Source organism: Clostridium sp. AM27-28, assembly GCF_003480955.1.
GTDB lineage: Bacteria > Bacillota > Clostridia > Lachnospirales > Lachnospiraceae > Otoolea > Otoolea fessa.
Genome location: NZ_QUJT01000009.1, coordinates 66268 through 91817 on the forward strand (window position 1 = coordinate 66268; position 25550 = coordinate 91817).

Annotated in this window: 19 protein-coding genes; 2 read left to right on the plus strand and 17 right to left on the minus strand. The window is 49.7% G+C overall.

What is annotated here, in order from left to right; translation table 11 throughout:
* Positions 1-18: 18 nt before the first annotated feature.
* The 9 genes from DW720_RS10710 to DW720_RS10750 form a co-directional block, all read right to left on the minus strand.
* Positions 19-729: an ABC transporter ATP-binding protein gene (locus tag DW720_RS10710; RefSeq protein ID WP_022359704.1), complete on the minus strand. Its 711-nt coding sequence runs from the start codon at positions 727-729 to the stop codon at positions 19-21.
* 13 nt (positions 730-742) lie between these two features.
* A complete protein-coding gene (locus DW720_RS10715) occupies positions 743-1501 on the minus strand; it encodes an ABC transporter ATP-binding protein (RefSeq protein WP_022359705.1) in 759 nt (252 codons plus the stop codon).
* A 3-nt stretch (positions 1502-1504) separates the two neighbouring features.
* Complete coding sequence (locus DW720_RS10720) at positions 1505-2569, minus strand: branched-chain amino acid ABC transporter permease (RefSeq protein WP_106999829.1); 1065 nt, start codon at positions 2567-2569, stop codon at positions 1505-1507.
* Positions 2570-2681: 112 nt separating this feature from the next.
* Positions 2682-3563 carry a branched-chain amino acid ABC transporter permease gene (locus DW720_RS10725; RefSeq protein ID WP_022359707.1) on the minus strand — a complete coding sequence of 294 codons (882 nt, stop codon included), beginning with the start codon at positions 3561-3563 and terminating at the stop codon, positions 2682-2684.
* A 290-nt stretch (positions 3564-3853) separates the two neighbouring features.
* Positions 3854-5047 (minus strand): ABC transporter substrate-binding protein, encoded by a 1194-nt coding sequence (locus DW720_RS10730; protein ID WP_118628861.1) that lies wholly within the window; start codon positions 5045-5047, stop codon positions 3854-3856.
* A gap of 322 nt (positions 5048-5369) precedes the next feature.
* A complete protein-coding gene (locus tag DW720_RS10735; RefSeq protein ID WP_118742521.1) occupies positions 5370-6380 on the minus strand; it encodes an NAD(P)H-dependent glycerol-3-phosphate dehydrogenase in 1011 nt (336 codons plus the stop codon).
* Between the two features lie 258 nt (positions 6381-6638).
* Positions 6639-7271 (minus strand): glycerol-3-phosphate 1-O-acyltransferase PlsY, encoded by a 633-nt coding sequence (plsY, locus tag DW720_RS10740; protein ID WP_022359710.1) that lies wholly within the window; start codon positions 7269-7271, stop codon positions 6639-6641.
* Positions 7271-8602: a ribosome biogenesis GTPase Der gene (gene der, locus DW720_RS10745; RefSeq protein WP_118293679.1), complete on the minus strand. Its 1332-nt coding sequence runs from the start codon at positions 8600-8602 to the stop codon at positions 7271-7273. Before der ends, plsY begins: the two co-directional genes overlap by 1 nt.
* Positions 8603-8833: 231 nt before the next feature.
* Positions 8834-10288, minus strand: coding sequence for a DUF512 domain-containing protein (locus tag DW720_RS10750; RefSeq protein WP_118467626.1), 1455 nt, complete (start codon positions 10286-10288; stop codon positions 8834-8836).
* Between the two features lie 279 nt (positions 10289-10567).
* On the opposite strand from DW720_RS10750, the gene DW720_RS10755 reads away from it, so the two are divergent.
* Positions 10568-11755: a ribose-phosphate pyrophosphokinase gene (locus DW720_RS10755; protein WP_022359714.1), complete on the plus strand. Its 1188-nt coding sequence runs from the start codon at positions 10568-10570 to the stop codon at positions 11753-11755.
* Between the two features lie 136 nt (positions 11756-11891).
* Here the strand turns inward: DW720_RS10755 and recG are convergent, their stop codons facing one another.
* From recG to DW720_RS10770, 3 genes are all read right to left on the minus strand, one after another.
* A complete protein-coding gene (recG, locus tag DW720_RS10760) occupies positions 11892-13949 on the minus strand; it encodes an ATP-dependent DNA helicase RecG (RefSeq protein ID WP_118742520.1) in 2058 nt (685 codons plus the stop codon).
* A 278-nt stretch (positions 13950-14227) separates the two neighbouring features.
* Entirely contained in the window at positions 14228-15922 is a 1695-nt protein-coding gene (locus tag DW720_RS10765) for a DAK2 domain-containing protein (RefSeq protein ID WP_118749614.1), read from the minus strand.
* A gap of 15 nt (positions 15923-15937) precedes the next feature.
* Positions 15938-16294, minus strand: coding sequence for an Asp23/Gls24 family envelope stress response protein (locus DW720_RS10770; RefSeq protein WP_022359718.1), 357 nt, complete (start codon positions 16292-16294; stop codon positions 15938-15940).
* A 501-nt stretch (positions 16295-16795) separates the two neighbouring features.
* Here DW720_RS10770 and rpmB point away from each other — a divergent pair.
* Entirely contained in the window at positions 16796-16981 is a 186-nt protein-coding gene (rpmB, locus tag DW720_RS10775; protein WP_003504147.1) for a 50S ribosomal protein L28, read from the plus strand.
* 136 nt (positions 16982-17117) lie between these two features.
* On the opposite strand, the gene DW720_RS10780 is transcribed toward rpmB, so the two are convergent.
* The 5 genes from DW720_RS10780 to DW720_RS10800 form a co-directional block, all read right to left on the minus strand.
* Positions 17118-18569 (minus strand): AAA family ATPase, encoded by a 1452-nt coding sequence (locus tag DW720_RS10780; protein ID WP_118742518.1) that lies wholly within the window; start codon positions 18567-18569, stop codon positions 17118-17120.
* Between the two features lie 39 nt (positions 18570-18608).
* Positions 18609-21788: an ATP-binding protein gene (locus DW720_RS10785; protein ID WP_243023710.1), complete on the minus strand. Its 3180-nt coding sequence runs from the start codon at positions 21786-21788 to the stop codon at positions 18609-18611.
* 62 nt (positions 21789-21850) lie between these two features.
* On the minus strand, positions 21851-22411 hold the full coding sequence (locus tag DW720_RS10790) for a DNA-3-methyladenine glycosylase I (protein WP_118742517.1): 561 nt from the start codon (positions 22409-22411) through the stop codon (positions 21851-21853).
* 16 nt (positions 22412-22427) lie between these two features.
* Positions 22428-23990 (minus strand): cardiolipin synthase, encoded by a 1563-nt coding sequence (cls, locus tag DW720_RS10795; protein ID WP_022360469.1) that lies wholly within the window; start codon positions 23988-23990, stop codon positions 22428-22430.
* 241 nt (positions 23991-24231) lie between these two features.
* Positions 24232-25506, minus strand: a complete 1275-nt coding sequence (locus DW720_RS10800; protein ID WP_117795288.1) for an aminotransferase class I/II-fold pyridoxal phosphate-dependent enzyme — start codon at positions 25504-25506, stop codon at positions 24232-24234.
* Positions 25507-25550 lie beyond the last annotated feature (44 nt).

The window sequence follows — 25550 nt, forward strand, 5'->3', positions numbered from 1 at the left end:
CCGGCTCACAGAACATTTTTATTCGCTCAGATAAGCCTTCTTCACTCTCTCATTATTCATCAGTTCTTTCGCATCACCGCTCAGAACGATATTGCCCGTCTCAAGCACATATGCTTTATTGGAAATGGAGAGCGCTTTTTTCGCATTCTGCTCGACCAGAAGAACGGTCACTCCGTCCTTGTTGATTTCCTGGATAATATCGAAAATCTCATTAACATAGAGTGGGGACAGACCCATCGACGGCTCGTCGAGGACGATCAGGCGCGGGTGGCTCATGAGGGCGCGTCCCATCGCAAGCATCTGCTGCTCGCCGCCGGACAAAGTTCCGGCAAGCTGGTTCTTGCGCTCTTTCAGACGCGGGAAACGCTTGTAAATCATTTCGATCGTATCTTCAATTTCCTTCTTGTCATTTCTCGTATACGCACCCATTTTCAGGTTCTGGAGAACCGTCAGGGAAGCGAACACACGGCGCCCCTCCGGCACGTGGGCGATTCCCATTGATACCAGCTTATAGCCCGGTACATGGGTAATATCCGTTCCCTCAAATGTGATATTGCCTGCCTTGGACGGCAGCAGACCCGTGATCGTGTGAAGCGTCGTCGTCTTTCCGGCTCCGTTGGCACCGATCAGCGCTACCACATCGCCCTGTTCTACCTCAAAGGAAATTCCCTTGAGTGCCTGTATCACACCATAATATACCTGTAAATCTTTTACTTCCAGCATTGACATACGAAACTTCCCCCTATTCTCCCAGATATGCTTTGATAACTTCTGGATTGCTGAGTACCTCACTGGTCGGTCCCTCTGCCAGCATATGACCGAAGTTTAAGACCGTCAGGCGCTCGCAGATACCGGAGACCAGCTTCATATCATGCTCAATGAGAAGTACGGTCATATCAAAATGATCGCGCACGAAACGGATCGTCTTCATCAGCTCTGCCGTCTCATTCGGGTTCATGCCGGCTGCCGGCTCGTCAAGAAGCAGAAGCTTCGGCTCGGTCGCCAGCGCTCTGGCGATCTCCAGCTTTCTCTGCTTGCCGTATGGGAGGTTCGATGCCTTATAATCAAACTCTTTGTCGAGGTCAAACACCTTCAAAAGCTCCATCGCGCGCTCATCCATCTCTTTCTCAACCTTGTAATAGGACGGAAGACGCAGAATGCCGCTCAGCGTAGAATATTTATGATGGTTGTGAAGACCAACCTTTACATTGTCAAGCACGCTCAGCTCCTTGAACAGACGGATATTCTGGAAAGTTCTCGCGATGCCTGCCTGATTGATCTGGATTGCCTTGTGACCGGTAATGTCCTTTCCATCCAGCAGAATCCGTCCGCCATCCGGCTTGTACACGCCCGTCAAAAGGTTGAAAATAGTCGTTTTACCAGCGCCGTTCGGTCCAATCAGGCCGTAGAGCTGTCCTTTTTCTATCGTGATGCTGAAATCATCGACCGCTTTCAGACCGCCAAAAGAAATACTTAAATTTTTTACATCCAGCATTGCCATGATTTACGCCTCCCCTTCTGTCTTCTTTTTCCGGAATGATGAAAAGATGCGCCCGCGGACCTCGATCGCCTTCGGACTGGAGGTCAAAAGCATCATTACAATCAGGACGACCGCGTAAATCAGCATACGGTAATTATTGAGGCTTCGAAGCATCTCCGGAAGCAGGGTTAAGATAACCGCCGCGATCATGGAACCACGGATATTTCCGATGCCGCCCAGAACCACAAATACAAGGATCATAATGGACATATTATAACCGAAGCTTTTCGGGGTCGCTGCCAGCGTCGCCAGGTTGTGTGCGTACAGAACGCCTGCCACACCGGCTAAGGAAGCAGAGATGGTAAATGCCATCAGTTTGTATTTTGTGATATTGATACCCACAGACTCTGCCGCAATACGGTTGTCGCGGATCGCCATGATCGCACGGCCTGTCCGGGAATTGATGATATTCAATACAATAAACAGGGTCAGGAGTACCAGGATAATGCCGATCGTAAAGGTCGCCGTCTTCGGTGTACCTGTGATACCCTGTGCACCCTTGATGATCACCTGACCGTCCGCTGCCAGCTTTAAGGAAGCTACGTCTTTCATGGAAACGTGGATTCCGTTTCCGTCGATGCCGACGTACAGAACATTGATAATATTTTTAACGATCTCACCGAATGCCAGCGTTACAATCGCCAGATAGTCTCCTTTCAGACGCAGAACCGGAATACCGATGAGGATACCAAATACCGCCGCTACCGCCGCACCGACAAAGAGCGCCAGAATGAAGCGTACCTGGTTGCTTGCGATCAGATTTTTCATGGCATGATTAAAAAATGCACCTGAAAACGCACCCGCACACATGAATCCGGCATGACCCAGACTCAGCTCGCCGAGGATACCAACCGTGAGGTTTAAGGAAACCGCCAAAATCGTATAGGTACAAAGTGGAACCAGAATACCCTTTAAAAGACTGTTTACATGGCCGCCTGCCATCATAATCTGAATCAGAATGTAACAGCCGATTACAATCGCATATGTGATCGCATTCTGAATCCGAATTTTATTTTTATATGCGTTCATTTTAAACACCTGCACTTTCTCTTGCTTATTGCAGTTCATGCACCATCTTGTTTTCACACGGCACTTTCCGTTTCAAAAGTCCCCGGCATGAACCATCGTATAATTTTCTCTATTATACTTTCTCCGTCATCTTCTTGCCGAGAATACCGGTCGGGCGGACCAGAAGCACGATAATCAGGACAGAGAATACGATCGCGTCAGAAAGCTGGGAGGAAATATACGCCTTGGCAAGGTTTTCAATGATACCAAGCAGGATACCGCCGATAAATGCGCCTGGGATCGAACCGATACCGCCAAATACCGCTGCCACGAATGCCTTGATGCCCGGCATGGAACCGGTGTACGGAGACAGGGACGGGTACGCCGAGCAGAGCAGCACGCCTGCTACTGCCGCCAGGGCGGAACCAATCGCAAAGGTTACGGAGATCGTGCGGTTTACATTGATACCCATCAAGGTTGCCGCACCGCGATCCTCAGAAACCGCCAGCATCGCCTGCCCCATTTTCGTCTTGTTGATAAATGTCATCAGGGCAGCCATAATCACGATACAGCTTAAAATCGTCACGATCGTGACACTGGAGATCGAAAGCTTGCCGCCAGCCAGCTTTAATGCCGGTACAGTAATAACTGATGTAAACTGTCTCGCATTGGAACCAAAAATCAGAAGCGCCACGTTCTGGAGCAGATAACTGACACCGATCGCGGTGATCAGAACTGCCAGCGGGGACGCGTCACGCAACGGTCTGTATGCAACTCGCTCGATCGTAACGCCCAGCACTGTACACACAACCACCGAAGCCAGAATACCCACAACCGGAGAACCGCCCATCGTTGTGACAATCGTAAACACTGTGAAACCGCCTACCATGATGATATCGCCGTGTGCGAAGTTCAGCATACGCGCGATGCCATAAACCATGGTGTAGCCCAGTGCAATGATCGCATAGACACTTCCCAGACTGATGCCATTGATTAAATAAGAAAGAAAACTCATATGTATACACCTACCTCTTTGTTTCTACGTTTTCGCATTTCCCTGTACACGCATTTCGCTGCACATGTTTACCTGTGACCGAATTTAGCAGAACAAACATGACCGTCTCGCAGTCCGCAGACAGCAAACACCCAGTCGTCGTCGCAGGCAAGCATGTGCAGTGAACCGTTTTAAAAAGAAAGCTGTTACTAAATGCCCGGCAGCCATCTGTGCCGCCGGACATCCAGTAACAGTCCCATCAGAGCTACATACATATAGCCGCAACGGTTCTGCAGTTTTTAAATTTTTAATTACTGCATCATCTCATATTTGCCGTCTTTGATCTCTACAGCTTTCGGCGCTTTCTGCGGCTCGCCTTCTGCCGTCCAGTGCATCTCTGTACCGGTCAGACCATCGATCTGGATCTCAGTCATAGCTGTTTTCAGTGCATCGCAGATATCGGAAGTGCTCATATCCGGTGTGATCTCTGCCTTCTCTGCAGCTGCCTTAATTGCATATACGCCGTCGTAAGCATCTGCTGCGAACTGAAGCGGGTCGATGCCGTAAGCATCACGGTAAGCAGTTACGAAGTCCTGGCTGGACTCCTCGTCTACGGAGAACGGAGTCAGAAGCATCAGACCTTCTGCTAAGGACTTATCAAAGCCATCAACGCTCAGGATACCGTCCATACCATCACAGCCGAAGAACTGCGGGTGGAAATCTTTATCGTTTGCCTGTTTCAGGATAACAGATGCCTCCTGATAGTAGATCGGCAGGAATACCAGATCAGCGCCGGACTCTTTTGCTTTATCAAGCTGTACGGAGAAATCGGTATTGTTATCAGATGTAAATGCCTCGCTGGCTACTACCTCCAGACCCTGATTCGGGGCCTCTGCTACGAAGGACTCGCGGATACCATCGGAGTACTCGCTGGAGCTGTCGTAGATGATAGCGATCTTGGTTGCCAGTTTGTGCTCGCCGATGTACTGAGCGGATGCACGTCCCTGATCCGGGTCAGAATAGCATACGCGGAATGCGTTGTCGCCGGAAATACTCTCAACAGCAGATCCGGACGGAGTCAGCTGGAACAGGTTATCTGCTGTTGTCTCTGCTACAACTGCGATACACGGCTTGGAAGTAACGGTACCAAGAAGCATCTGCATGTTCCAGTCTTTTAAGGTATTGTATGCGTTGATCGCCTTCTCCGGATCATTCTCATCATCCTGGAAGTTGAACGCTACCTGGTAACCATTGATACCGCCAGCCTCGTTGATCTCATTGATTGCCAGTTCAGTACCATTCTTTACAGCCTCGCCGTAAGCGCCAGCCGCGCCGGTGATCGGTCCGATGCCGCCGATTTTAAATACTTCGCCGTCAGCTCCCTCTGCGCCCTGTGCATCTTCTGCTGCTGATTCAGAAGTGCCCGCATTTCCAGAACCGCCGCAAGCGGTCATAGACATCGCCATCATAGCTGCAAGCCCAAGACTAACTACTCTTTTTTTCATAATATTCTCCTCCAATTCTATGCTGCAATGGAATACAACAACTATTTGAATGAGGCAATTATAAATTTTACCCCTCTAATTGTCAATACAAAAACCACTTAAAAAAGAGGGAATTTAGCGGATTTTCGTTTTTTTTCGCTAAATTCTCTCTTTTCCAGATCTCGTAGTTATATTAAGTATTCTTACAGGTTATAGCAAGCACTTTTATAAGCTTTTGTCCACCTGACACGGACACCTGCATTTTCCAGAAAAACATAGTAGATCTCATTGCTATTTTCCCGAATTTAATCACTCAAATTCAGAAAAACGGCTACCGCATGAATTATCCTTCCCACGGAAGATCGCTCGATTCGATCCGCGGATCGCGCATCATCAGATCCGCCAGCGCCTCTTTCGGAGATTTCCCGTCAAACAGCACCTGATTGACCTGGGAAACGATCGGCATATCGCAGCCGTATTTCTGCGCCAGCAGAAGACCGGCTTTCGCAGAATAAACGCCCTCGACAACCATCTGCACTTCCTTCATCGCCTCATCCATCGTATATCCCTTTCCAATCAGGATCCCCGCCCGGCGGTTGCGGCTGTGCATGCTCGCACAGGTTACGATCAAATCACCGATGCCGGATAATCCGTAGAAGGTCTGCTGTTTTCCGCCCATTGCAATACCCAGACGGGAAATCTCCGCAATTCCGCGGGTGATCAGCGCCGCCTTCGTGTTATCGCCGCATCCCAGCCCATCCGCTGTACCGGCTGCCAGCGCAATGACATTTTTAAGAGCCGCGCCAATTTCCACGCCCAGCATATCCGGGCTGGTGTAAACACGGAACACCGGGCTCATAAACACACTCTGCATGAACTCAGCAGTCTTTTTGCGGTGCGCCGCTGCCACACAGGTGGTCGGCAATCCCCGGCTCACCTCCTCGGCATGGCTCGGTCCGGAAAGGACGGCTACCTCCGCCAGTGGAAGTTCCTCCTCGATGACCTGTGACATCGTCATAAGACTCTGCTCCTCGATTCCCTTCGCCACATCCACGACAATCTGACCGTAACGCAGGTATTCCTTCATCTTCGCCGCCGTACTGCGGACATAGACGGACGGAACCGCCATAATCAGCATATCCTTCTCCGCCATCGCGGTGCGCAGATCAGCTGTCATCTGGATCGGATCCGGAAGTACAACCTCCGGCAGATTTTTGTGCCGTCTGGTGCGGCTCATTTCCTGGATCTCTGTATCAAATGCGGACCAGATTGTCACATCCTGCCCATTATTGTTCAGAAGCACCGCCAGGGCTGTGCCCCAGGTTCCGGCTCCGATAATTCCTACTGCTGCCATCCTGATACCTCCCGACCTGCTTTTCTCTCTTCTTCTCTCTACAGGTCAATGTTATTTGGAAATTTTTATACACTCCCATTACTTATGACGTTACCGTTCACGCATACGTGCCCAGTAACGGAATTTGCCGTGGCTTCGCATTTAAATACGGCAAATTCCTGCTGCCACCACGTTTTCTTACGGCACTTTCGGTTCCAAAAGTGCCTACCTGTGAACAATTACCTTATGGCAACTATGTAAAGTGTTGTTAAACTTCTCTCATGATTTCTTCGCGCCCAGTTTGTTTTCTGTGCCGGACAACAGACGCCCAATATTGCTCCGATGGCGCCAGATCGCCATACACATCAGAATCGCGCCCAGTGCATAGAACTGGATGCGGTTCGGCGTGCTTACCCGGTAGGAACCCATGCTCTCAAAGATCACAAGCTCTGCAAAAAAGGTGATCGACACAAGAATCGAACCAAGCGATACATAGCGGGTCAGGAACACCGTCACGGAGAAAATCACGAAACAGGTCAGCGTAATCCGCAGATCCATCGCTGTCATGATGCCCGCCATGCAGGCAATTCCCTTGCCGCCCTTGAATTTCAGGTAAAACGGGAAATTGTGACCGAGTGTGACTCCCAGACCCGCATACAATGCAAGAAGATCCACGTCCGCATTTCCCTTAAACAGCAGACGGCAGACTGCCATTGCAAACACCGCCTTGAAAAAGTCCCCTAAAAATACGATCGCGCCCGCTTTCTTTCCCATCACACGCAGGACGTTCGTAGAACCGGCATTTCCGCTGCCGTACTGGCGGATATCCATATGATTTGCCTTTCCATACAGATAGCCGGACTGGATCAGACCAAAGATATAGCCAATCACAATACAGATGAGACGTTCCATTATTGATCCTTCCCCTTTCTCTCGCGGATCAGGAATTTTAAGGAAGTTCCCTTGAATCCGAATGCGTCACGGATCTTGTTCTCGAGATACCGTGTATATGAGAAATGCATCAGTTCCTTATCATTGACAAACACAACGAATGTCGGCGGTTTGACCGCTACCTGTGTCATATAGTAGAGCTTTAAACGCTTGCCCTTGTCAGACGGCGGCTGCTGCAGTGCCACTGCCTCTGCCAGGATCTCATTGAGAACGCCGGTTGCAATACGCAGTGTCTGATTTTCGCGCACCATGTCGATCATCTCAAACAGCTTATTCATACGCTGTCCGGTCAGTGCGGATACGAACACGAACTCCGCATACGGAATAAAGGACAGAACGGTCTTAATCTTATTGGTGTACTCATAAATAGTCTTATCGGTCTTATCGATCGCATCCCATTTATTTACCACGATGATAATACCTTTTCCACGCTCATGTGCGATACCGGCAATCTTTGCATCCTGCTCGGTTACTCCCTCTTTCGCATCGATGACCATCAGAACCACATCAGCCCTCTCAACCGCCGTTACGGTACGGATGATGCTGTAGCGCTCCAGCTCCTCCTTGATCTTGCTCTTGCGGCGCAGACCTGCCGTATCGATAAAGACATATTCGGTACCGTTGCGGACAATCTCTGTATCGACTGCATCGCGGGTCGTACCGGCGATATCCGATACGATGACGCGGTTCTCGCCCAGAAGCTTATTTATAATAGAAGATTTACCTACGTTTGGTTTTCCGACAATCGCCACTCTCGGGCGGTCATCCTCTTCCTCGTCGCCGCTTCCCTCCGGGAAATGTGCCACGACTGCATCCAGCAGATCGCCCAGTCCCAGACGGGAGGCTGCCGAGATCGCTACCGGATCACCGATACCGAGGTTGTAGAACTCATAGACGTCATTGCCAAATTTCGCCGGATTGTCTACTTTATTGACCGCCAGAACAACCGGTTTTCTCGATTTACGCAGCATATCCGCCACCTTGGAATCCGAATCGGTCATGCCCTGACGCACATCTACGATAAACAGGATCACATCCGCCGTCGCGATCGCGATCTCCGCCTGCTCACGCATCTGGGACAGGATAATATCCTTCGTATCCGGCTCAATACCGCCAGTATCGATCAGGGTAAAAGAATGGTCTAACCAGGTACAGTCCGCGTAAATACGGTCACGCGTTACACCTGGAGTATCTTTTACAATCGAAATCATATCGCCCGCAAGGACGTTGAAAAGGGTGGATTTTCCCACGTTTGGACGTCCAACGACCGCCACCACCGGTTTCTTTTTCATATTTATGCCTCCATTTATTTTCATGCTCCGCAGCTGGTTTGTAAATCCACAGCTGCTATTTTTATTGTCCAGTTACTTGTTTCATTCATTGTGATGCATTTCACATCCAGACACTTTCTTTCTGTGTGTCCGAAAGCACGTTTTCCACTGTATTTCCAGCCATCACGTTTCTTTCTCATCCTCCAGATCTGAGTCTTCCTCTTCAAAACAAACGACTTCGTCTGGGGCAGCCTAATCCAGGTCTTCCGGCTCATATGCGTACACCTGTACGCCATCCAGATCTTCTTCCTGCCAGTTATCATCCATCTGAGCGGCAAATTCCTCCGGATCCGGCTCATACTCGCCATGCCTGGAGCTTTCCTCCTTCACAGGAGCCAGAATTGCTTCCACAAAATCACGTCCGCTTGATTTTACAATATCCACCGGAACTTGTAAAGCATTTTGTACATCCGTGCGGGTCAGATCATCCAGAAATGTCTCCTCGCCGCTTCGGAACATGGCGCTTGGAAGCAGCAGGCGGCTGCCAAGCGGCTGTTCCTTTAACTGTGCAATCAGATCCTTTGCCGTGATCAGCCCCGCCACCGTGATCCGCTCACCAAAGAAGTCATTGCGGATCGCATATACATGTACCTTTTTCCCCGGGAACTGGCGGCACACGCGCTCTACATACTGCTCAATATACGGGGCAGCCAGCCGTCCCGTTGCAATCGAAATCTCCTCCGGGCACACCTCGCCAGCCTCTCCCGGATGCAGCTGCTCCAGCGCCTCGGCTATCTCCTCCTCCATCAGGCGAATCATGCCGACCCCATTTTCCAGCTGGATATAGCCATCATAGCGATCCGCTTCCGGAAGTGGGCGTCCGGCGCCCATGTAAAACTCATCGCTGGCGTGAATGAAGTGAATACCGTGTTCCGCATAGATCTTCTTCTGCCATTTCTCTATCAAATCAATGGTATCGCCCAACTGCTCCGGTGTAAACGGCTCAAGCGGATACAGACCATCGCGGTACTTCGAGAGACCGACCGGCACGACCGAAACACTCTGCATCGCCGGAATGTATTTCGTCAGATCACGGATCGAACGGTCTAACTCCGCCCCGTCATTGACGCCCCGGCATAAAACGATCTGACCATTCATCGGGATATCCGCCTCATACAGGCGGTCGATTTTCTGGAGTGCCTCACCGGCAAAGCGGTTATGAAGCATCTTGCAGCGCAGCTCCGGATTTGTCGTCTGCACTGAAATATTGATCGGCGCCAGCTTAAACCGGATAATCCGCTCAATATCCTTATCCTTCATATTCGTCAGCGTGATATAGTTGCCCTGCAGGAACGAAAGTCTGGAATCATCGTCCTTAAAATACAGTGTCTCACGCATGCCCGGCGGCATCTGGTCGATGAAACAGAAGATGCACTTATTCCTGCAGGAACGATAATCGCTCATCAGACCATTTTCAAAGGTAATCCCCAGATCCTGATACTCATTTACGATATCCAGTTCCCACTCCTCTCCGTTCTTCTTGCGGACCAGCAGCGTAATCTCCTCACTGTTTATCTTATATTCATAATCAAAAATATCCTCTATCTCATCTCCATCGATCGTCAGAAGGACGTCCCCCGGTTCCAGCTCCATTTCCTCCGCAATTGAGCCCGGATCGACCGATTTTATCAGATGACCTTTTTTCATTTATAAAATCCTCATTTCAAATATTTTTAAACCCTAAGAATCCAGTATTATATTAACAGTAATCAGCTTTTTTGTAAAGTTGTGCTTCTGATTCGCAGATGTGGATTTTTGGGGAAGCAAGCCAAATATTTGATTTTTTTTGTAATTTTCTCATTTGCTATTGACGTTTCTTATCGTAAAATGGTATAAAATAGTTGTATTATGTCCTGCAAATGGCAGACAAACTTGTACGCTCTGCCCGCATGCATCGAAGGACCTACACTGTTTGGAGGTATAATCATGTCGAATGACTACGTGTTTAATGACACGCTTCCGGTTGCGCCGCTTAAAATTGCCGCACTGGAGAGCTGCCGGGATCTGGCTGAGAAAGTCAACTCCCACATTATCAATTTCCGCCGCAACGATATTGAAGTCCTGAAAAAACGTCAGGAAAATTTACAGTACCGCGGCTATGATGCTGATTCCTACATGCTTGACTGCGCGTGCCCGCGTTTCGGAAGCGGTGAAGCAAAAGGCATCGTCAATGAGTCTGTCCGTGGTACCGATATTTACGCCATGGTCGATGTAACCAACTACAGCCTGACCTACAAAATGAGCGGATTTACCAATCATATGTCCCCGGACGACCATTATCAGGATTTAAAACGTATCATCGGCGCATCCATTGCTACCGCACATCGTGTCAATGTTATCATGCCGTTCTTATATGAAGGACGCCAGCACAAGCGCAGCGGTCGTGAATCCCTTGACTGCGCGATGATGCTCGAAGAACTGATTCAGATGGGCGTAAGCAACATCATTACCTTCGATGCACATGACCCGCGTGTACAGAACTCCATTCCGTTAAGCGGTTTTGATAATTTCATGCCGACCTACCAGTTTATCAAGGCATTACTGAACCATGACAAAACCTTAAAGATCGACAAGGACAACCTGATGGTTATCAGCCCGGACGAGGGCGCTATGTCCCGCGCCGTATATCTGGCAAACAACCTGGGTGTTGACATGGGTATGTTCTACAAACGCCGCGATTACTCCCGTGTTGTCAATGGACGTAACCCGATCGTTGCCCATGAGTTCTTAGGTTCTTCCGTTGAAGGAAAGACCGTTCTCATCATCGATGACATGATCTCCTCCGGCGAGAGCATGCTGGACACCTGCCGCGCCCTCAAAGAGCGCAAGGCAAAACGCGTCGTTGTATGCGCTACCTTCGGTCTGTTCACCAACGGACTTGAGAAATTCGACGAATTTTTCGCAAAAGGTTACCTCGACTGCGTCGTAACCACCAACTTAAACTACCACACGCCGGAACTTCTTAAACGTGACTGGTATGTAGAAGCTGATATGAGCAAGTTTATCGCTGCAATCATCAACTCCCTGAACCATAACGTATCTCTGGAGAACGCACTGACACCGACGGCGAAGATCCAGAAGCTGATTAAGCGGTATAACGAGGGACAGATGTAATGAGAATTGACGGCTGATAAACCGCTGGAAATTTCAAAAAACTCCTGCATACACAGATGAATGTTCATTCTGTGTATGCAGGAGCTTTTTCTAATTAATCTACTCAAACCGCGATTTGCAATTCAATCCATCCCCATCACAAATTCACCTTCTCCCAACCTCTCTCCAAATACCCATTCATCTTCCGTTTCAGTTCCTGATTCTCCTCCGCCTCCAACAGCGGATCTTTATCCATTAATTTCTTCACTTCATCCGAAACTGCCTTCAATATATCTGCATCTGCAAATATATCCGCTAAATGGAATTCGAGATCGCCGCTCTGGCGGACGCCGAAGAGGTCTCCGGGACCGCGCAGTTTTAAGTCTTCGGAGGCGATGTAGAAGCCGTCATTTGACTTATTGAGAATATCCAGCCGCTTTCCGGCGTCTTCCTCGCCGGAGGCGTTGACCATGATGCAGTAGGACTGATCTTTTCCTCGACCGACGCGCCCGCGGAGCTGATGGAGCTGCGCCAGACCGAAACGCTCGGCATTTTCGATCATCATAACGGTGGCATTCGGGACATTGATTCCGACCTCGATGACCGTGGTGGATACCAGCACATGAATCTCATTTGCCGCAAATGCTTCCATGATCGCATTTTTTTCTTTTCCCTTCATCTTTCCGTGCAGATATTCCACCCGGATCGACGGGGACAGGGCGCGGCGCAGCTCTTCGGTATAATCGATGACGTTCTCTGCCTCCAGCATCTCGCTCGGCTCGACCATCGGGCAGATGACGTATGCCTGACGGCCGGCGCGGACTTCATTTTCGATGAAACGGTAGGCATTCGGGCGAAATTCACGGTTCACGACACAGTTCTTGATCGGCTGCCGGTTTGCCGGAAGTTCATCGATGATGGAAATATCAAGATCCCCATATAAAATAATCGCCAGCGTCCGCGGGATCGGCGTCGCACTCATGACAAGCACATGCGGCTCGCCGCCTTTTTTGCTCAGCATTTCCCGCTGCGCCACTCCAAAACGGTGCTGTTCATCCGTGATTACCAATGCCAGATTGTCGTACACCACTTTTTCCTGAATCAGCGCGTGGGTTCCAATCACGATATCTGCCTCATGATTTTCAATCGACTCTCTGGCAAGCCGTTTTTCCTTTGCTGTCATCGAACCGGTCAGAAGCACCGGACGATATGTGATTCCCAGCGACGCAAACAATTCGGTCATCGACTCGTAATGCTGGCGCGCCAGTACCTCCGTCGGCACCATCAGCGCCCCCTGATATCCATTTGCCGCCGCCTGCAGCAACGCCAGAATCGCCACAATCGTCTTACCCGAACCAACGTCGCCCTGAATCAATCGGGTCATGATATGCCCGCCGGACAAATCGGCGTACACCTCCCGGATTACCTTTTTCTGTGCCCCGGTCAGAGCATATGGGAGGCGCTCTTCCACCGACGCCATTTCCCCAGAAAACGTAAATGGATATGCGCTCTTTTTATCTTCTTTTTTGTCTTTGAGCAGGCGCACTGACATTAGGAACATGAAAAATTCATCAAACACAAGACGTTTCCGGGAAAACATCAGTTCTTCCCGGTTTGCCGGAAAATGGATGTGCTCCAGCGCATAGTTGATTTCCGCCAATCCGTACTTTTCCCGCAGACCAGCCGGCAGATATTCCCGTTCCATCTGGCGCATCGTGAGGGCTTCCGTGACTGCCTTTGCGATCGTCTTATTGCCAAGTCCCTTCGTCTGTCCGTAAACCGGCTGCATAGACGACACGACTTTCGCATACTGTTCCGGGCGGTAGATCTCCGGCTGCTCCATCGTAAGTCTTCCCCGTTTTTTTACCACACGGCCACGGAAAATAAAGCGTTCCCCCGCCTTGAGCGTCCCGCGCAGATAGGGCATATTGTACCATGCCAGCGCCAGTGTGCCTCCGCTGTCCCGCAATCCAGCCGTCGTAACCTGCAGGCGCGCTCCATACCGCACCACATCCGCCGTTTTTGCCAGGATTCCGCCGACTGCCGCGATCGTATCTTCCTTCAGTTCCGCGATCGGCTGCGGTTCCTTAAACTCATCATAAGCACGCGGATAATAATGGAGCAGTTCTTCCACCGTTTCCACGCCTATTTTTTGAAATAGCTTTGCCGTCTTTTCACCGATGCCCTTGACAGCGGTTATATTCTGCTGTTCCATTTATCTCCTCCTGCTTTTCAGAATATTCTCCGGAAAATCAGCCACGCGGACAGTTACCGGACAAAAAATCCGGGAATACATTAGAATGAAAGAGAGGCAGGACGCAGGGATCTCTCCCCTGACCTGCCTCATTTCATACTTATGAATTATTTTGTTTTATACGTCAAATGTTTTATCTGCGCCATCACATAGAAAATTCATTTCCTCATTATCTGCATTTTCTCAGCCAATAATGCAGCTTCATTTAACGCATTTCAATCACTTTAAACGACCTAAATCTACTCTACCGAAATCATATAATAGTAAATCGGCTGCCCGCCATTCTGGCATTCAAATTCGCAGGATGTAAATTCTTTGCGGGCTTTCTCACAGAATGCCTCTGCGTCCTCTTCCGTGACATCCTCACCATAATAGATCGTCACAAGCTCAGACTCATCATCTACCATCTTACGAAGTGACTCCATCGCGGTCTCCTCGATATTCTTGCCAACTGCCAGCATGCCGCTGTCGCCGATCCCCATGATATCGCCCTCTGCGATCTCCATACCATCGATCGATGTATTGCGGACTGCGTAGGTAATCTGACCGGTCTTAACGTGGCTCATCTCCTCGGTCATCTGTTCCATATTTTCTTCCGCCGTCAGATCCGGAGCAAAATTAATCAGCGCCGTGATACCCTGCGGAACCGTCTTGGACGGAACTACATATACCTTGGTATCTTCTGACAGGCTCTTTGCCTGCTCTGCCGCCAGAATAATATTTTTATTGTTCGGCAGAATGTAAACTGTCTCGGCATGGACTTTTTCGATTGCTTCCAGCATATCCTCCGTACTCGGATTCATCGTTTGTCCGCCCTCGATGATATAGTCAGCGCCGATGCCCTTGAAAATCTCAGAAAGACCTTCTCCGACCGATACGGCGATAAATCCATATTTCTTGCGTGGTTCTTCCTTCTTCTCTTTGGCTTCTTCTTCTGCCTTCTGCTGTGCCGCCAGACGTTCGGAATCTTTGATCAGTTTCTCCTGATGTTCCTCGCGCATATTGTCAATCTTGATGCGGGACAGGGAACCGTAGGTCAGTGCTTTCTGAATCGCCAGACCTGGATCGTTTGTATGAACGTGAATCTTGACAATATCATCATCTGCCACAACTACCAGGGAGTCGCCGATCGTGCTCAGATAATCTTTCAGTTCCTGCTCTATCGTCTCATCCGCCGGTTTTTCTGCATTGATAATAAATTCCGTACAATAACCAAAACGGATATCCGCTGCCTGCGTGCTTCCGGCGCCTGTTGCTGTTTTTGCCGCTCCATTTCCCGATACAGACGGAGTAACTGCCGCGTCGATATCCACGACTTTTCCTTTTAAGCCCTCAATACAGCCCTTGATAACCTGAATCAGACCCTGTCCGCCAGAATCCACTACACCTGCCTCTTTCAGAACCGGAAGCATCTCCGGTGTCTGGCTTAAAACATATTCGCCGTACTCCAATACTTTCTCTGAAAATTCAAGTACGTCATCGGTCTGCGGTGCCAGTTCTGCCGCTTTATCCGCCATTCCCTTGGCAACAGTCAGAATCGTACCTTCCTTCGGCTTCATAACTGCCTTATAAGCTGTCTCCGTCGCACGGTTAAATGCGTCTGAGAGAACACTCGTCGTAATGACATCTACCGTCTTAATCTCTTTCGTAAATCCGCGGAAGAGCTGTGAAAGGATAACGCCGGAATTGCCTCGTGCGCCACGCAGGGAACCGGAGGAAATCGCTCTCGCCAGCGCCTCCATCGTCGGATTTTCAACGGCTGCCACTTCTCTGGCGGCTGACAGAATCGTCATCGTCATGTTCGTACCGGTATCTCCATCTGGAACAGGAAATACGTTCAGCTCATTGATCCATTCCTTGTTGGCCTCCAGGCCCTTTGCTCCAGCCAGAAATGCATTCTTTAACATCCCGGCATCTATATAATTCATGCCCACAGGGTTTGTTCCTCCTTAATCTATCACTCTTACGCCTTCAACATAAATGCTGATTTTCTCAACCTTCATGCCAGTAAACTCTTCTACTTTATATTTTACACTCTCGATCAGGTTGTCCGCAACGGTAGAGATGCTGACCCCATATGCCACGATTACGTGGAAATCGATGCTGAGTGCATTGTCCTTGATGGCTACGTTGATGCCGTGTGTCAGGCTTTCTCTTTTAAGCAGTCTTACCAGACCATCTTTCATACTGACAGCCGCCATGCCAACGATACCGAAGCATTCTACTGCTGTCGTTCCGGCGTACATTGCAATTACTTCCGGATCGATCTGGATCGAACCCATTTTATTGTCGATGCGTCCTTTCATATTGACAGCCTCCGTTTCTTTACTTGTTTTTGTTTGATTCGAATTCTATGCCATGATTTTTTACGGGCTGGACATGCGGAGCCGGAGCGGCTCCTGTGTCGGCGCGTGGGATGAGTACTTCACGGGCTGGACATGCGGAGCCTGAACGGCTCCTGTGTCGGCGCGTGGGATGAAATATATGCGTCTCTCTACCCCGTCATGCAGCTCGATTCCGCTTCGCTCCATCTCGCTCACGGGCTTCGCCCTATGGATAAAAATGTCTGAAATACGGCTTATGTGCAAGCACAACACCGTTTTTCAGCCTTTTTTATCCGCATGACTCATGGCTTACGCGTATATTATACACCACCCACGTTAAAAAGGAAATAGAAAATAGACATCTGTCGAAAACTTTTTTTATTTTTTTTGGTTTTTCACTTGCATATTTTCCTATTTTCTGCTATTATACCTTTGTTATGGATTTTAATAGGAAGTCCAATGATCGGTTAAGGAGGTGCTACGATGGCTAAGTGTGCAATCTGCGAGAAAGCTGCTCATTTTGGTAATGCAGTGAGTCATTCACATAGAAGATCTAACAAAATGTGGAAAGCTAACGTTAAGTCTGTTAAGGTTAAAACTAATGGCGGAGCTCAGAAGATGTATGTATGTACTTCTTGCTTAAGATCCGGTTTAGTTGAAAGAGCCTAAATCGAGTTTAACTGGCCTCAGGTGTCTGCCTGAGGCTTTTTTCTTGTCCTTAGCATAATGAACGACAACAAATGTTGGAAATATGCTTTTTGAGCACATTCCAACATTTTATATAAAACCTTTCCTTCAAAACACCTTAAAACAAGTTCAGCAGCGTTCCATACAGCTTCTCATTTCCCATCACCACCAGCGCCAGTTCTTCTTTTGCCTCGCTGAGCTGATAAAAAAGATGTCTCACATCGCGCTCCGTCGAGCGCAGATATCCCATTTCATCATAATAATAGCGCCCATCCAGCCGATGCACCATGCGATCGACTTCTCGCGTATGGCGAGATTGTATTTCTACGGCAGAATCGGATTGCTTTTCCAGTTTTTCCTGCCAATCGGATTCCTGGCACTCATATCCCTGACGGATGTAATCATTCAGCAAATTAGCTGCTTCTGACTCATCGTTGGCATAAACCACCGCGACATGGGGATAGTGCCGCATTCCGCGTCCGTGCGGCAGGTGCATCATATTTTGTATAAAATAGGAAAGTTCTGCATTCGCACGGATCCGATTCGTCAGGTGGAATGTCTGGATTCCCGGCTGCTCCCCCAAGAGCTTTATTGCACCCAGATCCAATTCTTCCGGCGAAATCATATCCTCACAGTTACTGGAAAAAATAACCGGACGTGTTTTGCCGATCTCCAGCAAAATTTCCAATGTATTGGGCGACAGAAGGTGTGCCTCATCTACTAAGATCGCGCTGTATGCTTCAATCCTGATTTCCGCTCCCGTTTGAACACTATCCTCCGCCAGGTACTCCACCCGCCGCAGCCGCTCATGCAGCACCTTCCACTCTTTTCCCGCTTCACCGCAGTGGATCATGCACACCCGCTGCCGCCCGGAGAGTTTCATCGCAATATCATATAAAAGCAGCGTTTTTCCCGTCCCCGGAAGCCCGGTAAACCAGAAATATCCCGTCCGGTCTGCCCGGATTTTCTTTAAAATCTGGCGTTCAATATCCCTCTGCTGGTATGTCAGGAAATATTCTTTCTTTAAGAACCGTCCCGGCTCTGTGAGCGGCGAAATCAGGTACAGCTCCGCCTGAAACAAGTCTTCGATATTGCCTGGATAATCAGCACTCTCCTGTTGCAAATCCCAGCAGAGCTGTTCCCAGTCCGCCTCCACAATGCGGTCATGATTCGTCAGACGCACCAGGCGGTTCTGGCTGCTAATATAAGTGTACGAACGAATCGGCTTTCCCAGCGCCGCCAGATAATACCGGTTTTGTATGAGCTGCTTGCGGATCGCCTCATCCGACACCTGTCCGCTCTTTAATTCAAGGTTTAAAATTTGTTCTTCCTTGATCTGAAGCAGATCAAACTCTTTTCCCAGTCTCGGAATCTGAAAGGAATAGAAAAAACGCAGTGCGTACACCGCCTGTATATGTCTCTCCAACTCCGAAACCAGCGCTTTCATGCTGTCCAGCTCCCATTCCCGTATTTTCAGAAACACATCCCGCCCTGAAAGCTGTCGTTCCAGCTTTTGAAGGTATTCCGTATTCTGATTTCGGGTAATCGTGTAAATAGAGATTGCTTTCATACCTGTACCGCCTGCGTTCCTTTTCGCCCTTTCCAAACTTTATAGATCCTTCTTTTTGCCGCAGCACTCCATGAGCGCTGCCAGCACCTTATCCATCTGCAGTGGTTTTGCCAGATGCACATTCATCCCAGCTGCCAAGCACTGCCTGGCATCCTCTTCAAAGGCATTTGCCGTCATGGCAAGAATCGGAATCTGCCTTGCATCCGCCCGCGGAATCGCCCGGATCGCGCGTGTCGCAGCCAGACCATCCATCACTGGCATCATCACATCCATGAGAATCGCATCGAACGTCCCCGGAGGTGCCGCCTCAAAGCAGTCTACTGCCTTCTTCCCGTTCTTCACAATCGTGACATGGGCACCCGCATCGGTCAGAAGTGTTTCCGCGATGTCTGCATTCAACTCATTATCCTCCGCCAAAAGCAGCTTCAAACCGTGAATATCTCCTGACGGCACTGCTTCCTTAACCGGGAACTCCTCCGGCGGCGGTGCAATCTCAAATGGAATTTCCACCACAAACGTCGATCCAATGCCGACCTCACTCGTCACCTCGATGTTTCCGTGCATCTGTTCAATCAGCCCTTTGACGATCGTCATGCCAAGCCCAGTTCCCTGGTAAACACTACGCGCATCATTTTTCTCCTGTGCAAACGGGTCAAAGATGTGATCCAGAAATTCCTGGCTCATGCCAACTCCCGTGTCCGAGATCGTCCACCTATAGACGCACCAGCCGTCCCGTACATCCTGCGCCTCCACCCTGGTACTGATTTTTCCGCCCGGACGATTGTATTTGATGCAGTTTCCATAAATATTCAGGAAAATCTGGCGCAGATGGAGCTGGCTGCCATAAATATACGGATACGGAATCTCCGCTTTTCCTTTATCATACTCCCATTGAATGCCCGCATCTACCGCGCGCTCGATGATGATGCTCACGATATCGTGCGTCATCTCTGCCAATGAAATATAATCATGTGCCAGAATGATCTTTCCCTCTTCCAGCTTGCTCATCTGCAGCACATCATTGATGAGGGACAGCAGATGCCCCGCCGCCACCTGCATTTTCCGGTGATTTTCCATCAGCATCTCCTTATCATCAAAATGTGCCTCATCGATTTTCAAAAGACCGATAATACCATTGAGCGGTGTCCGGATATCGTGACTCATGCGGCTTAAGAAATCTGTTTTCGCCCGGTTTGCCGTCCGCATTTCATCAAATGCCGCCTGCAGGCGCGCGTGCTCCTGTTCATCCCGCGCGTGCATCTGCGACGTATCCTGCAGAAGAATGATCGCATGAACCACCGGCATCTCACAAGAAAGCTCCGTATCAAACACGATCGTCTGCGTCATCAGAACTGTTTTCTGTACCCAGCAGATCGTGCCATCTTCCTCCTGGATACAGTATTCCACGGAAATATGTTTCTCCCCTGCCTCAAACCGCTTCAACAGCTTAGCCGGATCATCTGCCAGACGATAGCTTCCCAAGGTCTCCTGGGTGACCATCTTCATATATTCACTGCAATAATCACGGTAAGAACACGGCAGCGGATAGTCCATAAATAGCTCCCGGCATTCCTCGTCTTTTCCATTCAAGACAACACTCTTCTCCAGAATATCCTTTGTCAAATTAACTGTATATATCATATCCGACAGATCCAGGAGTGCATCCACATAGCTGTCATTTTCCAGAATCGACTGTTTGAGCTGTTCATAATAAAGCGTCAGCTGTTCCTTCGCATCTGCCCGCCCTTCTGAACTTTTCCGGATCGTCTCAAATGCCAACAGGAAATGATGCAGCTTTCCTTCCTCATCCCAATCTACCGGGATCAGCGTCAGGCGGCTGTAGAGTCCCTGACCGTTCGTGTCATACTGCAATTCGAGTAGATCTCCCTCCGCCTGCAGCTTCCCGGAAAGCTCTGAAACCTGCAGGCTCTGGCGGATGTTGGCGCGGTCAGCACGAGCCACCCGTTCCGCTACTATCTGCTCCGCCGCACCGGAATAGCTTCCGTCTGACGCCAGAAAGAAATCAGCACTGGCACGGAGTGCCCGGTAGGTATCCATGTGCGCGTCGCAGTAGAGACAATCCGAAAAGTTTCTCCCGTACCGGTTTAAAAGCTTGAGCAGGTGGAAATCCAGCCGTTTTTCCGCTGCCGCTTCCTCGCGCTTTACATGGTTTTTGTTGATATACATATTTTTATCGGCAAAACTGAAAAGCTCCCGCATCGTGCTGCCCGGAAAATCACTGGCAAGTGCATACCCGACCGCATAGCTGAGCGGCATATCCGGATATCCCTTTGACTCCTCTGTCATCGCCTCCCGCACATGGGTGAGGCATTCCCGCATGGCCTCCTCATCCAGACCATGCGTAACGGCAATAAATTCATCGCCGCCGTCCCGCCCTACGAACTGTTCCGCAGGCATGGACGCGCGCAGGCAGACGGCGAACCGCCTGATGTAGGCATCCCCCGCCTCATGCCCCATGCTGTTGTTGATTCGGCGGAGATTATTCAGGTCAAAACTGCATACTCCCACATTCTCTGCCGCCGGTTCCGGATCATCCAGCAATTCTTCGCATTTATTCTTATTGGGAAGTCCGGTCGCCTTGTCCAAATACACCTTTTTCTGCAGCGCACGGTTCATCGCCGCAAAGCGCACCGCCTTGATAAATTCATATCCAATCAGAAGCATCAGAACAATAATATCAATCGTGATATATTTTTCAATTACCGTCAGCGAGGATGCCTTCCTCTGGGAATACGCCTCCGCCAGTCCCGTCGCCTCATCACAGATTTCAAAGAACCGCTCGCTCTTATCAATGATCTCTGTATTCTCATAGCCGACTTCTCGGACACGCAGGATTTCATAGTGAAGCGCGGCAAAGTACTCCTCCAACTCCTGCATCTTACTCTGAAACGCCCCGTCATCAAGGCGCACCAGCCCCAGTTCGCCATTGCCATTTCGCAGACCGTCGACGAAGGCCTCAATATCCTGAATCATACCATCCTCCGGCTGACCGGAAATTTCCAATTTAATGATACGCTGTGTCTTTCCGCGCACCAGTCCCGCATAATTGACCACACGCGCCGTTCCCTGAATACTGGAGACAATTCCCATCATCACGATAATCAGTGCCGCCAGCACAACCGCCAGCACGCCGATGCAGATCTGTATTATGTTTGAAGTCTTTTTCTTCTTACTCTTATTCGCATTCTCGGAATCCACCGCTCCGTCCTCCCGCAAAAACCCTGGCACGCCCTTTTCCCTGCACCTGCCATCTTGTTATTTTACATCTTATATCCCAGAAAGCATCCATCCTCATGCGACTCAATCCGCCCGACCGCCTGCAGATACGAATAAATAATCACCGTCCCGGCAAACTTCATCCCGCGCTTTTTGAGATCTGCCGACACTGCATCTGAGAGCGGCGAGCTGACCTTGCCTGTCTCATGAATCACCGCGTCTCCTGTCCAGTGAGTCAGATACGCGTCAAAACTCCCATATTCATTCTGAATTTCCCGGAATATCCGTGCATTCGTGACAGCGGCATGAATTTTCAGCCGGTTATGTACAATTCCCGGGGCGGTCCGGAGTGCTTCCTCCTTCGCCTCGTCGTAACCGCACACCTTGTCCAAGTCAAATTCATCGAACGCGGCGCGGAATGCCTCCCGCTTATTGAGGATGCACTCCCATGAAAGCCCCGCCTGAAAGGATTCAAGGATCAGCATCTCAAAGAGCTTCGCATCATCCCGAACTAACTTTCCCCACTCCTCGTCATGGTAACGGATATACAATTCATTCTTTGGATTCGCCCAGCGGCAGCGGTGTTTTCCATCGTGCCATTCCATGTTTTTCTCCCTTCGCCTACATAAGCGGCGCCAGAATCCGCAGTGCCTTCCCCGCAAACCGCCGGATAAACGGATACTTCCGGCAGTTTTCCAGAGTAATCCGCTCGCTCTTTGCAAGTGTTTTCTGGAAATCTTCTTCCACATCCATCACAACCGCATTGCGGAAGAAATAGGACGCGCACTCAAAATGCAGATACAGGCTTCTGAAATCAAGGTTGATCGTTCCGACCACCGCCTTCTCATCGTCGCTCGTAAACATCTTCGCATGGATAAAGCCCGGCGTGTATTCATAGATCTGAACACCAGCCCGCAGAAGCTCCGCGTAGTAGCTGCGCGCCAGCAGGTACGCATATAACTTATCCGGTATATGCGGCATGATAATAATGACCTCCACGCCGCGCTTTGCCGCAAACTTGAGCGCCGCCAGCGTCGTATCGTCGAGAATCAGATACGGAGTCGTGATGTGCACATACCGGCGTGAACGCCCTAAAATATCGAGGTACACCGACTCGCCGACATTTTCCCCGTCGAGCGGGCTGTCCGCATATGGCATCACAAAGCCGCCATAGTCCATGCCCTCCGGCATATGAAATGTCTCCGGACACAGAAAACGGCGATATTCTTCCGCATCCCGTTCCGTCACATCCCAGAGCTGCAAAAACATCATTGTAAAACTGTCTACAGCTTTTCCCTTGAGCATGACCGCCGTGTCCTTCCAATGTCCGAAGCGCACCCGCTGGTTAATATATTCATCTGCCAGGTTCACGCCCCCGGTAAACGCGGTATGACCATCGATCACACAGATTTTCCGGTGATCGCGGTTATTCTGGTAACTCGAGAGAGCCGGACGCACCGGCGCAAAAATCTTGCACTGGATACCTTTCTCCTGCATCGCTTTCTCATAGCCGTGCGGCAACGTGAAGAGATTTCCCATGCCGTCATACATAAACCGGACTTCCACGCCCTCGGCGACCTTCGTCTCTAACACCTGTAAAATCGCATCCCACATCACTCCGTGTTCTACGATAAAATATTCCATAAATATAAAATGTTCCGCTTTTTTGAGTTCTTCCAATAATACTGGAAACATATCATCTCCCAGTGGGAAATAGCGTACCCCCGTATTTTCATACGCCGGGAAACGTCCGTACTGGTTCATATAGCGGACGAGATTGCCGCCGCTGGCGCTGATGCTCTCATAGTGTGCCAGCACCTCCGGATCCTGTAAAAGGTACGGACGAAGTTTTGTCCCAACCTCCTCGATCCGCCGGTTAATGCGGCGCGTGCCCGGCTGCAGCGTCAAAAACAGATAAAACAGCGTTCCAAACACCGGAAATATCAATATCGGCACTACCCAGGACAACTTGATCGTGCTGTTTCCCTCATCGCTGATAATATAGATCAAAACCAGCGCACTGAGCATCGCAGATCCACCGTACATATAGATCAGGTACTCTCTAAACCAGTCAAACCCGGCAAAGAGCACAAGAATCTGTATCAGCAGAAACAGCGTTCCCAGCGTGGTACGCCCGAAAATCAGACGCAGCAGTTTTTTCAATTTTTTAAGTATTTTCTCCATTTTCTACCAGTCCATTTCTCTGCCTCATTCATCAGGCACCTGCCGTATCATTGAAAACTACAGTGCCATCTCTCATAGTATGGCAGATTTTTGCAAATAAAACAAGAGGTCAGCCGGAGACTGACACAGATTTATGTGTCATCCCGACTGACCTGTCGTTGTAAGCGCTCATTTTAACAACCGCATTGAAACATCTCACGGATACCCGGCATAAAGCTGTTATATCGCCATTCTTGGCATTTTAGTCCTCCAGCGCCTGACGGATATCCTCGATGATATCATCCACATTCTCAATTCCGACACTCAAACGGATCAGGCTTGGATCAACGCCTGCCTCCCTGAGCTGCTCATCGGAGAGCTGACGGTGAGTATGGCTTGCCGGATGCAGAACGCAGGTTCTCGCATCGGCAACATGGGTTACGATGGCTGCCAGTTTCAGCTTATCCATGAACTCGCCAGCTGCCTGACGACCGCCCTTTAAGCCGAAAGAAATAACGCCGCATGTACCGTTCGGCATATATTTCTGCGCCAGTGCATGGTATTTATCATTTTCAAGTCCCGGATAATTCACCCAGGCCACATCTTCACGGCTCTGTAAATACTCGGCGACCTTCTGTGCATTCTCACAGTGGCGCGGCACACGCAGATGCAGTGTCTCCAGACCGATATTCAATAAGAAGGAATTCTGCGGGGACGGGATGGAACCGAGATCACGCATTACCTGTGCGGTTGCCTTGGTGATATAAGCCGCCTTACCGAATTTCTTCGTGTAAATAATGCCGTGGTAAGACTCATCCGGCGTCGTCAGACCCGGGAATTTATCTGCATGTGCCTCCCAGTCAAAGTTGCCACTGTCCACGATGCAGCCGCCGACGGTCATCGCATGTCCATCCATATATTTTGTAGTAGAATGCGTTACAATATCTGCGCCCCACTCGAACGGACGGCAGTTGATCGGGGTTGCAAAGGTATTATCTACAATAAATGGAATACCATTTCTGTGTGCAATCCGGGCAAATTTTTCCAGATCCAGCACTACCAGAGCCGGGTTTGCAATCGACTCACCGAAGATACACTTTGTGTTCGGGCGGATCGCCTTCTCGATCTCCTCTTCCGGCGCATCCGGGTCAACTAACGTAACATCGACGCCCATTTTTTTCATCGTAACGACAAACAGGTTTGATGTGCCGCCGTATACGGTTGCCGAGCAGACCAGATGATCGCCCGCGCCGCAGATATTAAATACCGCATAAAAGTTTGCCGCCTGTCCGGAGGATGTCAGCATTGCTGCCGCGCCGCCCTCCAGCTCACGGATCTTATCTGCGACTGCATCATTGGTCGGGTTTGCCAGACGGGTATAAAAATATCCGTTTTCCTCCAGATCGAAGAGTCTTCCCATCTGCTCACTGGTTGAATACTTAAAGGTCGTGCTCTGGTAGATCGGCAGAATTCTCGGCTCGCCATTTTTCGGCTGCCATCCGCCCTGGATGCACGTTGTTTCCATTGAACGTTTCATTTTTCTTCTCCTTCATATGTTTATTTTTAAATAATTATATAGTA

Coding starts and splice junctions, on each gene's coding strand:
- DW720_RS10755 (WP_022359714.1), top strand. CDS start 10,568: ATGTCGAATGACTACGTGTTTAATGACACGCTTCCGGTTGCGCCGCTT.
- DW720_RS10725 (WP_022359707.1), bottom strand. CDS start 3,563: ATGAGTTTTCTTTCTTATTTAATCAATGGCATCAGTCTGGGAAGTGTC.
- DW720_RS10715 (WP_022359705.1), bottom strand. CDS start 1,501: ATGGCAATGCTGGATGTAAAAAATTTAAGTATTTCTTTTGGCGGTCTG.
- rpmB (WP_003504147.1), top strand. CDS start 16,796: ATGGCTAAGTGTGCAATCTGCGAGAAAGCTGCTCATTTTGGTAATGCA.
- DW720_RS10720 (WP_106999829.1), bottom strand. CDS start 2,569: ATGAACGCATATAAAAATAAAATTCGGATTCAGAATGCGATCACATAT.
- DW720_RS10790 (WP_118742517.1), bottom strand. CDS start 22,411: ATGGAATGGCACGATGGAAAACACCGCTGCCGCTGGGCGAATCCAAAG.
- cls (WP_022360469.1), bottom strand. CDS start 23,990: ATGGAGAAAATACTTAAAAAATTGAAAAAACTGCTGCGTCTGATTTTC.
- recG (WP_118742520.1), bottom strand. CDS start 13,949: ATGGAACAGCAGAATATAACCGCTGTCAAGGGCATCGGTGAAAAGACG.
- DW720_RS10800 (WP_117795288.1), bottom strand. CDS start 25,506: ATGAAACGTTCAATGGAAACAACGTGCATCCAGGGCGGATGGCAGCCG.
- DW720_RS10735 (WP_118742521.1), bottom strand. CDS start 6,380: ATGGCAGCAGTAGGAATTATCGGAGCCGGAACCTGGGGCACAGCCCTG.
- DW720_RS10710 (WP_022359704.1), bottom strand. CDS start 729: ATGTCAATGCTGGAAGTAAAAGATTTACAGGTATATTATGGTGTGATA.
- DW720_RS10770 (WP_022359718.1), bottom strand. CDS start 16,294: ATGAAAGGACGCATCGACAATAAAATGGGTTCGATCCAGATCGATCCG.
- DW720_RS10730 (WP_118628861.1), bottom strand. CDS start 5,047: ATGAAAAAAAGAGTAGTTAGTCTTGGGCTTGCAGCTATGATGGCGATG.
- plsY (WP_022359710.1), bottom strand. CDS start 7,271: ATGGAACGTCTCATCTGTATTGTGATTGGCTATATCTTTGGTCTGATC.
- DW720_RS10780 (WP_118742518.1), bottom strand. CDS start 18,569: ATGAAAGCAATCTCTATTTACACGATTACCCGAAATCAGAATACGGAA.
- der (WP_118293679.1), bottom strand. CDS start 8,602: ATGAAAAAGAAACCGGTGGTGGCGGTCGTTGGACGTCCAAACGTGGGA.
- DW720_RS10750 (WP_118467626.1), bottom strand. CDS start 10,288: ATGAAAAAAGGTCATCTGATAAAATCGGTCGATCCGGGCTCAATTGCG.